Raw genomic sequence first — 15,167 nt, 5'->3', positions numbered from 1 at the left:
TTTTAGTTAAAAACACTAACCTCCTTCTTTCTCTTCCTTCTCTTCCTCTTCCTTCGTGTCCTTCGCTCCTTCGTGGTTCATTTCCTCTTAAAAAAATGCTATCAGAAAGATTTACCCAAGCGCTTACCTATGCCCACGAACTCCACGCCACGCAAAAACGCAAAGCTGGCGATATTCCCTATATTACCCATTTACTAGGAGTAGCCAGTATAGCCTTAGAATATGGAGCTAATGAAGATGAAGCGATCGCCGCCTTACTACATGATGCCATAGAAGACCAAGGCGGAGCAGCCACCAGAGCAGAAATTCGCCGCCGATTTGGGGATCATGTCACCGCCATAGTTGATGGTTGTACAGACGCAGACACCACACCTAAACCCCCTTGGAAAAGCCGGAAAGAAGCCTATATTGCCCATATTGCCACCGCTTCCCCAGAAGTATTGCTAGTTTCCGCTGCTGACAAACTCCATAATGTCCGGTCAATTATCAAAGATTATCGGATGATTGGTGATGCTGTTTGGGAACGGTTTCAAGGTGGCAAAGCAGGCACACTTTGGTATTATCGTTCCCTCGCAGATGCTTTCTGGAAACATCAAATTACGCCCTTAGTTGAAGAATTAGAAAGAGTAGTTTCTGAATTAGAAATTTTAGCTGCATACGAAAAATGAAGAACGAAAACTTTCATCCTTCATTATTAACAACACATTGCAGGTTGCAGGAGGTACAAAGTTATCATGCTTTTACTCCTTCTTTCTTCCTCCTGACTCCTGACTCCTGACTCCTTTTTTCTTCCTTGAGGATGATAGCTATTGGTTGATTAACGGAATAAACTACTAAGTGAGCTATCCTCATGAATCCGCCAAATTGCTTCTCCCAGCAGATTAGCGACGGAAAGCGTCACCAATTGCGGAAACTGATTAGCCTCTGGAATAGGAATAGTATTAGTGACTATAACCTCCTCAAAGACCCCACTAGACAATCGCTCAATTGCCGGTGGGGAAAATACAGCATGAGTAGCACAAGCATATACCTGACTCGCACCTTCCTGACGTAGTAAATTAGCCCCCGCCGCAATCGTACCGCCAGTATCAATCATGTCATCCACCAATATGGCAGTTTTGCCTCTCACATCACCAATCACATTTAAGACTTCGGCAACATTATGAGCCTGACGGCGTTTGTCAATAATTGCTAGTGGTGCATCATTCAATTTTTTCGCAAATGCCCTAGCCCGTGCTACCCCACCCACGTCAGGGGAAACAACCACAATATCCTGTAATCCTTTGCTAATGAGATAATCTAGGATAACTGGTGAACCATAGACATGATCAAAGGGAATATCGAAATAGCCCTGAATTTGGGCTGCGTGCAAATCCATTGCCAAAACTCGATTAGCGCCTGCTTCAGTAATCAAATTAGCAACTAATTTCGCAGTAATTGACTCTCTACCGGCTGTTTTTCTGTCAGCACGAGCATAACCATAGTAAGGAATTACTGCTGTAATCTGGCGTGCAGATGCTCGACGACAAGCATCAATCATAATTAGTAATTCCATCAAATGATCATTGACGGGTTGACAACTGGGCTGGATTAAATAGACATCACAACCCCGAATTGATTCTTGGATTTGAACATAAAGTTCTCCGTCCGCAAATCTTTTGCGAATCATTGGACCCAAGTCCATGCCTAGATAACGAGCGACTTCTTGCGACAATGTTATATTGGCAGAACCGGAAAACAGCCGCAGGCGATTATTGTCAGGTAGTCCCGTTGCTATTGACTGAACTGGTAGAGTGGCAGAACTTAGCACAGCAGATCCTCGAAGTGCATTCATAGAAATATCATCAGAGATTGAGCAAATTTAGCCGAAATTGAGTCAACAAATAATATTGATCTTCCAGTTAGCTCTGGGGTGTTACAACACCTATGATTAAATAACACCAAATGTGCAAACAGTTATTTTATGATAATTGTTACCAATTAATAACCCAATTAACTGAAGATTAAATATTTATTTTAATAAATCCCCATATCTGGAAAAATTTGCCGTGAACCAAACCGCTTGGTTTATCTATTCTGGATTATATTTGCTACCATATTGGACACATCCCGACTCAAGGCAGAATGTAAGAATAGAATAATGCAAGACTTATTTCTAGTATACACTTCCTTGTAGGCGGGGTGACCGAGGAAAATTACAGAAGCTACAATTGAGACATTTTGTGTCACGTTGTGGATGGATGATGCTTTGACCAAGTTCTAGCTCAGTTGCTATTATATTCAATTAATAGATCATGCAATCACCGATTACAGTTGGTACTATCCTACAAAATCGTTACCACATAATTCACATTATTGGACAGGGGGGATTTGGGAGAACTTATCTGGCAGAAGACCAAAGACGCTTTAATGAACTTTGTGTTCTGAAAGAATTAATTGTCCCAATTACGGAAACATCTCATGGGCAAAAAGCACAGGAGTTATTTGAACGAGAATCTGCTATATTGTATCAAATTGAACATCTACAAATTCCTAAATTTCGAGAAAAATTTGCCCAAAACGGAAAGTTATTTTTGGTACAGGATTTTGTGGCTGGTAAGACTTACCGCAATTTACTCAAAGAACGTCAAGACCTGGGAAAAACCTTCAATGAAGCCGATGTACTGCATTTACTAAGAAATTTATTACCTGTTCTTAGTTATATTCACGGACAGGGAATTATTCATCGAGATATATCTCCAGAAAATATAATTTTACGGGAAAATGATTTTCTGCCTGTGTTAATTGATTTTGGAGTGGTTAAGGAGTTAGCTACAAAATTACAATCATCAAGTGCTACATCTGTAACAACTGTAGGCAAGTTAGGTTACGCGCCTAGTGAACAAATGCTGACGGGTCGGGTATATCCCAGTAGTGATTTGTATGCGTTAGCTGTGACTGCTATAGTTTTATTGACTGGGAAAGAACCCGCAGATTTATTTGATGAGCAGCAACTAACCTGGAATTGGCAACAATGGGCAACGGTGACACCAGAATTTGCTCAGGTTTTACAGCGAATGTTGAGTTATCTACCGGGGGAGCGCTATCAAAGTGCGGCTGATGTGACTCAGGCACTGCTAAATACAGGCTATAGTGGTCAACCTGCGGCTAATTTATCTTCTTTACAAACTATTGCTATTGGTCATCGTCCTGACCCTATATCAAAAACATCGGAAAAGCCCCAACCTTCAGGAGATTCTGGGCAAAGTAGCTCTATTTTGGATAACGGTTGGGCATTGGGGGGTATTGGCTGTATTGTGATTATTTTAGCAGGTTTTGGTTCTTGGACTTTAGTAACTTCACTGAAAGGTAAGCCGCGTCCATTTGGAGAAACGACTACAACGCCACAATCTTTTCCTTCTCCTGTTATTCCTAGTGGGATCACATTAACACCAACTCCAATACCGACTAATAGCGAACCTGTGATTAATCGCCAAGGGCTGAAGTTAGACAAGTCTAATATGGCGAAAGTTGAGGGAACACTGCGAGAAAATGAATTAGTTCAATATAGTTTGCAAGGTAAGAGTGGGGAAAAGTTAGTTGTATCTGTCAATGAAAACAGTGGTATTGTGCTGACGATTTTAACTACCGATGGTGAAGTCGTGAATACTCAAGATCAACAAGCTACATCTTATGAGGGAATATTAGCAAATGATGGCAAATATATTATTCAATTAGGTTTGTCCGGGGGTGTGGCGGAGGTTAATTATAGTTTGAATGTGGCTTTAGAAACGCCAACTCCAACGCCAACGGAAACTCCAACGCCAACGGAAACTCCAACGCCAACGGAAACTCCAACGCCAACGGAAACTCCAACGCCAACGGAAACTCCAACGCCAACGGAAACTCCAACCCCGACAGAAACCCCAACCCCAACGGAAACTCCAACCCCAACGGAAACTCCAACCCCAGGGTTTAATGGGACTAATTAACGCTAAATTAGGGAAAGAAGCAAATTAAGTTGTCATTTTTAACGGAAAACGTTGTTGAATACTTTACTGATTACGGGAACTGATACGGATGCTGGTAAAACTGTGGTGACAGCAGCTTTAGCAGCTTATTGGCAAAAATATTATCCTCAACGCCGTTTGGGGATTATGAAGCCAATTCAATCGGGGGTGGGTGATAGGGAATTGTACCAAAGTCTGTTTAATTTGGAACAATCGCTGGAGGCAATTACTCCTTTGTATTTTCAAGCACCTTTAGCACCTCCTATTGCGGCTGCTAAGGAAAATCGTCAAGTTGATTTGGCGATCGCCTGGCGAACTTTGTTATCTTTACAAAAACAGCGTGATTTTGTGTTGGTGGAATCTTTGGGGGGTTTAGGTTCACCAGTTACCAATGAGTTGACTGTGGCTGATTTGGCGGGGGAATGGCGATTAAAAACTATTTTGGTTGTACCGGTCAGATTGGGAGCGATCGCTAGTGCTGTGGCTAATGTAGCATTAGCTAGACAAACTAAAATCAATCTGCGGGGGATTATTCTCAATTGTACCCAACCTCGCACTGAGTCAGAAATTGCTGATTTAATGCCACCAGATTTAATTCGATCCTTAACAAATATTCCCGTTTTAGGTTGTGTTCCCTATCTAGAAAATCCTAGAGATTTGGAAAAACTGGCTGAAGTGGCTGCGGCTTTGGATTGGGAAATATATTGTAGGGAATAGGGAACAGGGAAGAAATATAAATCTAATCACTAATTTTTCATTGATAATATGGTTTCTATATTTCCTCAAACTTCAACAGTAAATCTCAAAAATGTCCGGTTAGAAATTCGGGCTTTACAACCACAATTAGTGGAGTGGAGAAGACAGATTCACCAAAAACCAGAATTAGGGTTTCAGGAAAAAATTACCGCCGAATTTATTGCCCAAAAATTGCAAAATTGGGGAATTGTCCATCAAACTGGAATTGCCCAAACGGGAATTGTCGCTATTATTAAAGGTGAAAAACCTGGTAATGGCAAAGTATTAGCAATTCGGGCGGATATGGATGCTTTACCTATTCAAGAACAGAATCAAGTTCCCTATTGTTCTCAACATGATGGAGTCATGCACGCTTGTGGACATGATGGACATACAGCGATCGCTCTCGGTACAGCCTATTACCTCAATCAACACCGCCAAGACTTTAGCGGCACTGTCAAAATTATCTTCCAACCCGCAGAAGAAGGTCCAGGTGGAGCAAAACCGATGATTGCAGCAGGTGTACTTAAAAACCCTGATGTTGATGCCATTATCGGTTTACACTTATGGAATAATCTGCCATTGGGAACTGTAGGAGTCCGGTCTGGGGCATTAATGGCTGCTGTCGAGTTGTTTCGTTGCACCATTTTCGGTAAAGGTGGACATGGGGCAATTCCTCATCAAACAGTGGATTCTGTCGTGGTAGCAGCGCAAATAGTCAATGCTTTACAAACAATTGTTTCCCGTAATGTCAACCCCATTGATTCGGCTGTAGTCACAGTGGGCGAACTCCACGCCGGCACAGCAGTTAATGTGATTGCTGATACTGCGAGAATGGGTGGAACAGTAAGATATTTTAATCCTGATTTAGCAGGTTTTTTTAAAGAACGCATTCAACAAATTATGGCGGGAATTTGCCAAAGTCACGGTGCAAGTTATGACTTAGATTATACTCATTTTTATCCACCAGTTATTAATGATCCAGAAATTGCTGAATTAGTGCGTTCAGTCGCAGAAGCAGTCATAGAAACCCCTATTGGTATCGTTCCCGAATGTCAAACAATGGGTGGAGAAGATATGTCATTTTTTCTGCAAGAAGTTCCCGGTTGTTACTTTTTTCTTGGTTCTGCAAATCCAGAGAAAAAATTAGATTACCCTCATCATCATCCCCAATTTGATTTTGATGAAACAGCTTTACCAATGGGTGTAGAAATGTTTGTCCGCTGTCTGGAAAAGTTTTTTGTTGAATAGTCTGATTTATTATTTGTCTTGGCGACCGGAAGTCGCAGCTACACAGGCAAAACCCACCTTCGTGGGTTTCCATCCTTTAATTTTTCGTTAGTCCACGCAGGTGGACTTCGCTTGTGTAGTCGCGACTTCCAGTCGCCGGAAACTTTTCAACCATCCCCTAAGCAATTTTGGGTTTTCGTAAATGCCAATTAGTTGATTGTTCATAGGCATAAGCTACTTGGAAAAGTTGCTCTTCTCCTAGCACTTTACCAACTATTTGTAGTCCAATTGGTAGACCTTTACTATCAAAACCGCAAGGTAAACTGATTCCTGGTAAACCAGCTAAATTAGCAGGAATAGTCATTAAATCATTTAAATACATACTCAAAGGATCGGTTGTTTTTTCTCCGGCGCGAAATGCGGTAGTCGGTGCGGTGGGAGAAATTAAAACATCTACTGTTTCAAAAGCTTTTTCAAAATCTTTTTTAATCAGAGTGCGGACTTTTTGCGCTTTCAAATAGTAAGCATCATAATAACCAGCGGAAAGGGCATAAGTACCAATCATAATCCGGCGTTTGACTTCTGCCCCAAATCCTTGAGAACGAGTTCGGGTGTACATTGATAAAAGATTATCTGCATCAGGAGAACGCAAACCATATTTCACACCATCGTAACGCGCCAAGTTAGCTGATGCTTCCGAGGGGGCGATAATGTAGTAAGTTGGTAAACCATAGCGGAAACTGGGACAGGAAATCGGATGAATTTCTGCACCTAATTCTTGAAGTTGATCAATGGCTTTGGTGACTGCGGCTTCTACTTCTGAATCTAACCCTTCACCGAAGGTTTCTGTAATGATACCAATTCTCAGTTTTTTTCTAATTTTGAGATCCGGTTTTAAACTAGCTGCATAGTCAGGAACTTTGACTTTGAGACTGGTGGAGTCTTGTGGATCATAGCCGGCGATCGCACCCAATAAAATAGCCGCATCTTCCACACTGCGTCCAAATGGTCCAATTTGATCTAGAGAAGAAGCATAAGCCACCAAACCATAACGGGAAACTAACCCATAAGTCGGTTTCATCCCCACAACACCGCAGAATGACGCAGGTTGCCGAATTGACCCCCCCGTATCTGAACCCAGGGAAACTACACATTCGTCGGCTGCTACCGCTGCGGCTGAACCACCGGAAGAACCACCAGGAACACGGGATAAATCCCAAGGATTAGCGGTAACTTGGTAAGCGGAGTTTTCTGTAGAACTCCCCATTGCAAACTCATCTAAATTAGTTTTACCTACGATGACACCCCCAGCGTCAGCTAGTTTTTGGGTGACGGTGGATTCGTAAGGTGGCACAAAATTTTCCAAAATCCGGGAAGCACAGGTGGTGACTATCCCCTTAGTACACAAATTGTCTTTAATCCCGATGGGAATCCCCGCTAAGATGCCAATTTTTTCTCCCGCAGCGATTTTTGCATCTACAGCTTGAGCTTGTTTTAAGGCTTGTTCTGTCGTGACAGTGAGGAAACTGTGCAGTTTTGGTTCTAACTCTTGAATCCGATTCAATGCTTCTTGAGTGATTTCAACGGCAGAACGTTCTTTACTGATTATCTGTTCGTGCAACTCGCGGATGGATGCCATAATTGTTCTCTTTAAGGAATCAAGTCATTGATTTTAGCATTTACAGGACTGGGGAATTTGCGTCTAAACTCCTGAATCTTCTGGGGGTTGGTGTCGGTTAAGCTAAAAAGTCCGTATTTAACCCCATTGGTGTCAACTTAAGCTCAAATCCCTACCACATCTCGTTCCTAGTCTCTGACTAGGAATGCAGTTGATGAGGCTCTGCCTCTAATATTATTGAAGGCAGAGAGGTCTCTGACTGGGAATGAGATGACTTGAGTTTTTATTACCAATTACCTATTACCAATTACCCATTACCAGCCTCAACGAGATAACTAGCAACTTGAGTTAACTACAATTTTGTTCCACACTCAGAACAGAAATTATGATTAGCTTGGTTTTGAGTCCCACAATTGCTGCAAGAAATTGATTCAACTGCGGTTCTTGGTGTTGGCTTAGGCAAACCAACCATTTGCGAGTTGTTCTTACCAGGGGCTACCATGGGATAGCAGTTTTCATCTCTGGTAACGTGGACATTGACAATTACAGGTCCGTTGTGTGCCAGCATTTCGGCAATTTTATCTGCCAATTCTTCCCGCTTGGTAATCACCATGCCTTTGATGCCATAGGCCTGTGCTAGAAGCTCAATATCAGGCATTCCCACTTCCATGTTAGAAGATGAATAACGCTGTCCATAGAAGGCTTCTTGCCACTGCCGCACCATGCCTTGCCAACCGTTATTTAAGATCAAGGTCTTGACATTAATCCCATATTGTGCTAGTGTCCCCAACTCTTGCAAACACATTTGGAAACTGGCATCACCGCTGATACAGATCACTTGATCATCTGGGAATGCAACTTTTACACCCATAGCCGCAGGGACACCAAAACCCATTGTTCCTAAACCGGCGCTAGAAATCCAGCGTCTTGGTCCATTTTTGAGGAATTGAGCCGCCCACATTTGATGTTGACCGACATCAGTGGTGTAAAATGCTTGGGGTGCTTGAGTGCCAACTTCAATAATTACCTCTTGGGGGGAAATGCTGTCGGCGTAATGGGGGACAATTAAAGGATAATCTTGTTTCCAACTGTTAATTAAGTTTAACCATTCTCGATTTTGGTTAGGTGTGACTTTGGTATTTGCGTCTTGACATCGGTGTAATAAGTCTTTTAAGACGTTTTTAACATCACCAACAATGGGAACTTCGGGAACGCGGTTTTTACCAACTTCTGCGGGGTCAATATCAATGTGAATGACTTTAGCTAAAGAGGCAAATTCATCTAATTTACCTGTCACGCGGTCATCAAATCTTGCGCCGACGCAAATTAATAAATCGCAATCTGTAACAGCAAAGTTGGCGTAAGCAGTACCGTGCATTCCCAACATTCCCAAGGACAGGGGATGATGTTCGTCAAATGCACCGATACCCATTAAGGTGGTAGTGACGGGGAGATTAAATAATTCTGCCAGTTGTTTGACTTCTTCGTGGGCATTGGCAGCGATCGCTCCTCCCCCAACATACAACAATGGACGACGACTTTCGCGAATTAATTGAATAGCTGCATTAATTTGGCGCGGATTTCCTTTCACCGTGGGACGATAACCCGGTAACTTAATAGAACCGGGCGCGACAGGCACATAATCAAACTCTTCTAAAGCCACATCCTTGGGAACATCAATTAAAACAGGTCCAGGTCTACCAGTGCTGGCAATATGAAAAGCTTCAGCGACAATCCGCGCCATGTCTTTGGCATCACGGACTACATAGGAATGCTTAACAATGGGTAAAGTAATCCCGTAAATATCTGTTTCTTGGAAGGCATCTGTACCAATTGCCGCCCGTGGTACTTGTCCCGTCACCACAATCATGGGAATAGAATCCATGTAGGCTGTAGCAATCCCTGTAACTAAATTGGTTGCCCCGGGACCGGAAGTACCAAAGCATACTCCCACCTTACCAGTAGCACGGGCGTAACCGTCGGCAGCGTGGGAAGCACCTTGTTCGTGTCTAACTAAGATATGCTTAACCGTACCCCCGGCTTCTATTTTATAAAGGTCATCATAAATTGGTAGAATTGCGCCACCGGGATAACCAAAAATATGCTCAACACCATGACGGATGAGACTATCTATCAACGCGAAACCGCCAGATGCCCGTTTTGGTGAGGGAATTGACGAATTAGATACAGGAGACTGCTGATTATTTTCAGATTTTGGGAGACTGATTGATGACGAAACCACAGTTAACCTCGAAGTATAGCTAAAATTAACGCTTAGATTCTGTATTTAAAACTTCATTTTAATGTAAAAATTTTCACAATTGCAGAGAAAGCCGTATTTATTAGCGTTAAGAATGGACTATGATTGTACAATTTCTAGATCACATCTTGCAATACCCGCCGAGTATTTTGCCAAGTCCACACACCAATAGCCCCGACAACTATACTCATTCCGAATAACACCACCGATAATCCCCAGACATTGACGAGCTTTGTCGTAATTAATAGAGGTGCTGTCAGAGCGATATTAATGGCATGATTTTGAAAGCCAAAGACTTTACCGTGCATTTCTGATGGTGTTTCTTGTTGAATTAAAGTTTGCATTGGCACGTTGACGAACGCTGCACCCACACCTAAGAAAATACAGAGTCCTAATGCTAAGGGTTGGTTATCAATAAAAATGAAGAACCCTAATGAAAATGCCATAATCAAGAACCCAATTAAAGGCAAGGGTTTACGATGAAGACGATGACCAAAATTTCCCAAAATTGCCGCACCTATTACCATACCCACCCCCGCTGCCGCGACGAAAGAACTAAATTCTTCTGGAGCTAAATGTAACCTTGCTGCCATACCAATGGCTAATTCTATCAGGGCAGCAAATACGCAGTATAAGGTGACAATTTGTAGCATGGCATTCCAAATTAGCCGATTTTGTCTGAGATAACGCAGTCCTAACAGAAATTCAGCCCAGGGATTAATTGGGACTGTCTCTTCGTGAATGTGCCTGTGTTCTCGAAACTGAATTGGCATCATAATTACGGCAGACAGGATGTATAAACAGCCAACCACCAATTCTTTACCAAAGCCTTTGTTGAAGCTGTCAAACCAATTTAACATGGGAGTGGCAACTGCATTACCAATAATTAATGCTGCCATCATTGTGCTGCTAAATAGGGCATTGGCAGCCATTAAACCTTCTTTTTTCACCAACAGGGGAATTGCCGCTTGTTCGGCTGGAGCAAAAAACTGAGTGACTGTGGAAATAGCAAATGTAAAAAATAAAAGTATACCAAATTCTCGTGGTAAGAAGGGAACTAAGATCATGAATAATCCCCGTACCACATCTGAACCTACCATAATCAGCTTTTTTGGCACACGGTCAACAATCACACCACCGGCAGAACCAAACAACATTGCTGGCACGGTAAATGCCATATACAAATAGAAGCGTCCTTCACCTGCTACGTCATTAACAGGTAAGTAGAGTTGGAGTAAGGCAATCATTAAGACAAAGAATACCTTATCTGCCAATTGGGAAATCAGTTGACCAATCCACAGGAGCATAAAACCCCGGTTTTTGAGTAGTGCGGTAAAACCGTTATTAATAGCAGTAGGTTCAGGAGGAAGCATTAGATACTTGGGAATGGGGGATAAATAATCACTATTTCTTGTTATAGCGTTCTAATAGGAGATTGAGAAATTCAGATCCACTCAGGTAGTTTTTAATTGGTGAGAAGCCAACGGATGGATTTACCCACTTCCCTCGGACAGATTGGGGGGAGTGCCACATTGATAAATGGTCAACTGCTGGATCGGCATAAAAGTTATCTTCACCCATACCGAGATAGGCTGAAGTCCAATGGGTGTAATGATCATGACTCAAACGATGAATGGGGAAATTACCCCCTAGAGGGACTCCCCAACCATCAATAGCAATGAAGGCTTGCACATGACCTCCCCAAAGTTGCCATGCTGTAGCCGCACCTATACCACCAATGACTCCAGCGCTAAAGCATAAGAATATAAGAGGCGATTCTAGCTTATTACTGAGGCGATCGCTAGGCGCTCCCAAGCGATCGCACAAAAAATGTAAAATATGAAATGTTGATAAAGTTAAATAACCTTGTCCTGGATAAACCAGTATATCTATGGATTTTTCACCAGATTGATTTAAGCACCCTTGGATAAAGCTTTTAGTTAATTCTGGTGCATGGATTCCCGGACAAATAATAATGGGCATTTAGTTTTTACTTTGGTATTTGTGACAGTTTTAAAATGAAAATTAAACGCAGATGCACGCGGATAAACGCGGATAAGTAAAGATGATAATTATTCGGTTTAGGTTTACGGATCATTGGTATTATTCGTAAATAATTAGTTTATAACAATTGGCAAGTTTTTCTTAATTATGCTAACTCACAATTTATTAAATCTTCCTCTCATGGGTTGCGGAACTTGGGCTTGGGGAAACCAACTGCTCTGGGGATATGATGAAAGTATGGATAACCAGTTGCAAGAGGTTTTTAATCTCTGTGTCAGCAATGGGATTACATTATTTGATACGGGTGATTCCTACGGTACAGGTAAATTAAAGGGACGGAGTGAGTTACTTTTAGGGAAATTTGCCCAAGCATATCAGGGAATAAATCAAGAGAATATTTGCATTGCGACTAAGTTAGCCGCATACCCTTGGAGATGGACTAGAAATTCAATTATATCAGCTTGTCATGCCTCGGCAAAAAGATTAGGACGAAATGTTGATTTGGTGCAAATGCACTGGTCTACAGCTAATTATGCTCCTTGGCAAGAGGTGGGTTTATTAGATGGTTTGGGTGATTTGTATGAGCAAGGTTTGGTGAAGGGTGTGGGCTTATCTAATTATGGAACTAAAAGACTTTTATGGGTGCATAAAAGATTTCAGGAAAGAGGTATACCGATTAAAACTTTGCAGGTACAATATTCACTTTTATCTACTTATCCGGTAACGGAATTAGGTTTAAAGGATGTTTGTGATGAGTTAGGAATTAAATTAATTGCTTATAGTCCTTTAGGTTTGGGTTTATTAACAGGGAAGTTTTCGGAAAATGGCAGTTTTCCCCAAGGTATTCGCGGATTTTTATGTAAGCAGTTGTTACCAGGAATGAAGCCGCTTTTAGGCTGTTTGCAGGAAATAGCAAATACGAGAAATAAAACTATGTCTCAAGTTGCTATTAATTGGTGTATTAGTAAAGGCACAATTCCCATTCCTGGAGCTAAAAGTTTGAAACAAGCAAAGGAGAATATTGGGGCTTTGGGTTGGTTTTTGAGTGATGCTGAGGTGATAGAGTTGGATCATGCTGCTGATAGGGTGGAGAAGAAAATGGTGCAGAATATTTTTCAGACAAGATGAAATTTCTTATAAATTGTGCAACACATATAATATATATATGTTACACAATAATATAAAAACAGTATAGGACTCACGCATCAGTCACAGAATAACGAACCACAGAGGCACAGAGGTAACAGAGAAATGGGAGTTTGAGAGGTATTTCGCGTAAGTCATAATTCATTTCAATCTATTTGGGTATCCAAATAAGTTTTCCTTTCTGACCAGGATAAGCAGATCCTTCTTTCATGCGCCACTCGAAATATACTTCAACTGGTATGTTCAGGTTTTTTGAGAGATGTAGAGTATTCCGCCATGCTAGATTTGCTTCTACTCCTTGGATCGAAATATCTATCTCTCGTAAGTAGTGGAAACCAGGGTCATTGCTCTCTCCCTTGACAACCCTTGCCAAACTAAGTTTTATTAGAGCTTCTGAAGATAAACCTTGTTTCCATGCAAGTATATGTGCCTCATCAATTATTTTGCTCCAGTTTGGCTGACGAATTTCCTTACCACCAATAACAGATCGAATAACCCTCGTATGGCGTAAATTACTAGATGCTTCAGGATCAAGAACTAGATATTTTTCGCTCTCCTCTGATTTTTGTGTCTCTATATCACCCGATTGCTGAGGCTTTTGACGTGCTTCATATTCACTCAACAGTCGCTCAATGACAGTAACAGGGGTGTCTTCAAAGGGAATAGCTATAGCTTGGAGTCTTTGGTAGATAAGATCAGGTATTCTAATGACTGGCATCATATTTATGATATCTAATTTTCCTATATATTTGTAACATACATATATAGAAATGATGTCAATAAGAATCGCGTAATTAGAAAAAATAAGTATTTTATACGTATTACAACCCACATTCCGCAGATACTAAAGCAAATTTAGGAATTAAAAATTTAGAGAAAGTAAAGCCTGAAAAGATTGCCGAGCAAAGATTTCAGGCTTTTATTTGTTAAAATAGTGTGATCAAATAGAGAGGGGGGAAACCATGAAAGAGTCAAAAAAAGCCATGGAAATCCTAAATATAGACCATTTAGGAATAGTAGCGGGAATAATAGACGAGATGGAATTAGTAGAAGAAGTGAATAAAATAGTTGGAATAAAAACAAAAGAAACCCTCAACCCAGGACAAGTAATAAAAGCAATGATCTTAAATGGATTGGGCTTTTTAAGCGCCCCATTATATCTATTTGAGGAATTTTTTGTAGGAAAACCAACAGAACATTTAATAGGAGAAGGAGTATTACCATCACATTTAAACGATGACAAACTAGGAAGAGAACTAGACAAATATCATCAAATAGGAACAACAAAAATATTTACAGCAGTAGCCATAAAAGCAGCCCATAAATTCCAAGTAGAAATGGATAGTATTCATTTAGATGGGACTTCAATGAGTGTAGAAGGAGAGTACAAAAAAGAAAGCGAAGAAAGAGATGAAACAAAGCAAGAAACAGGAGAGAATAAAATAGAAAGAGAACCAGAGATGAAAGGAATAGAAATAGTTCATGGATACTCAAGAGATAAAAGACCAGACCTCAAACAATTTATCATAGATATGATAGTAACAGGAGATGGAGATATCCCATTATATTTAAAAGTAGACTCAGGAAACGTAGATGATAAAAGTGTATTCGTAGAAAGATTAAAAGAATTTAAAAAACAATGGACATTTGAGGGCATAAGTGTAGCAGATAGTGCCTTATATACAGCAGAAAACTTAGCAGCAATGAGAGAATTGAAATGGATAACAAGAGTACCACTAAGTATCAAGGAAGCAAAAAATAAAATCGTAGATATAAAAGAATCAGAATGGAAAGATAGTCAAATATCAGGCTATAAAATAGCAGCCAAAGAATCAGAATATGCAGACATAAAACAAAGATGGATAATCGTCGAAAGTGAATTAAGAAAAAAATCAAGTATCCAACAGGTAGAAAAACAAGTCAAAAAACAAGAATCAAAAGCAAAAGCCGCACTCAGTCAACTATCCAGGCAAGAATTTGCTTGTCAAGCAGACGCAAAAGTAGCAATAGAAAAGCTATCAAAATCCTGGAAATATCACCAAATAAAAGAAATTGAGTATTTAAAAAAATCTGAATATAAAACAGCAGGTAGACCAAGTAAATTGACCGAACCAAGTCAAATAAAATATCAAGTTAAAAGTCAAATAGAAACGAGAGAAGAAGTAATAGAAACTGAAAAAATTAA

12 protein-coding genes are annotated in these 15,167 nt (G+C 40.8%); 6 read left to right on the top strand and 6 right to left on the bottom strand.

All coding sequences use genetic code 11. The features are described from left to right. The first annotated feature begins 95 nt into the window (after nucleotides 1–95). Complete coding sequence (locus tag IQ226_RS03665) at nucleotides 96–668, top strand: HD domain-containing protein (protein ID WP_193892266.1); 573 nt, start codon at nucleotides 96–98, stop codon at nucleotides 666–668. A gap of 149 nt (nucleotides 669–817) precedes the next feature. Here IQ226_RS03665 and IQ226_RS03660 read toward each other — a convergent pair whose 3' ends face one another. Then, nucleotides 818–1,834: a ribose-phosphate pyrophosphokinase gene (locus tag IQ226_RS03660; protein WP_193892264.1), complete on the bottom strand. Its 1,017-nt coding sequence runs from the start codon at nucleotides 1,832–1,834 to the stop codon at nucleotides 818–820. A gap of 460 nt (nucleotides 1,835–2,294) precedes the next feature. Between IQ226_RS03660 and IQ226_RS03655 the strand changes: the two genes are divergently transcribed. Genes IQ226_RS03655 through IQ226_RS03645 form a run of 3 tightly spaced genes read left to right on the top strand, consistent with a single transcriptional unit; the run spans nucleotide 2,295 to nucleotide 5,975 of the window. Next, a complete protein-coding gene (locus IQ226_RS03655; RefSeq protein WP_193892262.1) occupies nucleotides 2,295–3,971 on the top strand; it encodes a serine/threonine-protein kinase in 1,677 nt (558 codons plus the stop codon). 51 nt (nucleotides 3,972–4,022) lie between these two features. Continuing rightward, a complete protein-coding gene (gene bioD / locus IQ226_RS03650) occupies nucleotides 4,023–4,706 on the top strand; it encodes a dethiobiotin synthase (RefSeq protein WP_193892260.1) in 684 nt (227 codons plus the stop codon). 48 nt (nucleotides 4,707–4,754) lie between these two features. Continuing rightward, entirely contained in the window at nucleotides 4,755–5,975 is a 1,221-nt protein-coding gene (locus tag IQ226_RS03645; RefSeq protein ID WP_193892257.1) for a M20 family metallopeptidase, read from the top strand. A gap of 157 nt (nucleotides 5,976–6,132) precedes the next feature. Here the strand turns inward: IQ226_RS03645 and gatA are convergent, their stop codons facing one another. The 4 genes from gatA to IQ226_RS03625 all read right to left on the bottom strand — a co-directional run bounded on the left by gatA (nucleotide 6,133) and on the right by IQ226_RS03625 (nucleotide 11,815). Further along, nucleotides 6,133–7,593, bottom strand: a complete 1,461-nt coding sequence (gatA, locus tag IQ226_RS03640) for an Asp-tRNA(Asn)/Glu-tRNA(Gln) amidotransferase subunit GatA (RefSeq protein WP_193892254.1) — start codon at nucleotides 7,591–7,593, stop codon at nucleotides 6,133–6,135. Nucleotides 7,594–7,924: 331 nt separating this feature from the next. Beyond that, nucleotides 7,925–9,814 (bottom strand): biosynthetic-type acetolactate synthase large subunit, encoded by a 1,890-nt coding sequence (ilvB, locus tag IQ226_RS03635; RefSeq protein ID WP_193892251.1) that lies wholly within the window; start codon nucleotides 9,812–9,814, stop codon nucleotides 7,925–7,927. 134 nt (nucleotides 9,815–9,948) lie between these two features. Then, entirely contained in the window at nucleotides 9,949–11,205 is a 1,257-nt protein-coding gene (locus tag IQ226_RS03630) for an MFS transporter (RefSeq protein WP_193892248.1), read from the bottom strand. A 31-nt stretch (nucleotides 11,206–11,236) separates the two neighbouring features. Next, nucleotides 11,237–11,815, bottom strand: coding sequence for a hypothetical protein (locus IQ226_RS03625; protein ID WP_193892245.1), 579 nt, complete (start codon nucleotides 11,813–11,815; stop codon nucleotides 11,237–11,239). A gap of 168 nt (nucleotides 11,816–11,983) precedes the next feature. Between IQ226_RS03625 and IQ226_RS03620 the strand changes: the two genes are divergently transcribed. After that, on the top strand, nucleotides 11,984–12,964 hold the full coding sequence (locus tag IQ226_RS03620) for an aldo/keto reductase (protein WP_193892242.1): 981 nt from the start codon (nucleotides 11,984–11,986) through the stop codon (nucleotides 12,962–12,964). Between the two features lie 169 nt (nucleotides 12,965–13,133). Here the strand turns inward: IQ226_RS03620 and IQ226_RS03615 are convergent, their stop codons facing one another. Then, nucleotides 13,134–13,703 carry a T4SS efffector SepA family protein gene (locus IQ226_RS03615; protein WP_228039221.1) on the bottom strand — a complete coding sequence of 190 codons (570 nt, stop codon included), beginning with the start codon at nucleotides 13,701–13,703 and terminating at the stop codon, nucleotides 13,134–13,136. 241 nt (nucleotides 13,704–13,944) lie between these two features. Between IQ226_RS03615 and IQ226_RS03610 the strand changes: the two genes are divergently transcribed. Further along, on the top strand, nucleotides 13,945–15,167 hold a 1,223-nt coding region (locus IQ226_RS03610), incomplete at its 3' end, for an IS1634 family transposase (protein ID WP_193892238.1).

Origin of the sequence: Dolichospermum sp. LEGE 00240 (assembly GCF_015207875.1) — a bacterium.
GTDB classification, from domain to species: Bacteria; Cyanobacteriota; Cyanobacteriia; order Cyanobacteriales; family Nostocaceae; genus Dolichospermum; species Dolichospermum gracile.
The sequence above is the reverse complement of the archived record's forward strand: the minus strand, read 5'-3'. Positions and strand labels throughout refer to the sequence as shown.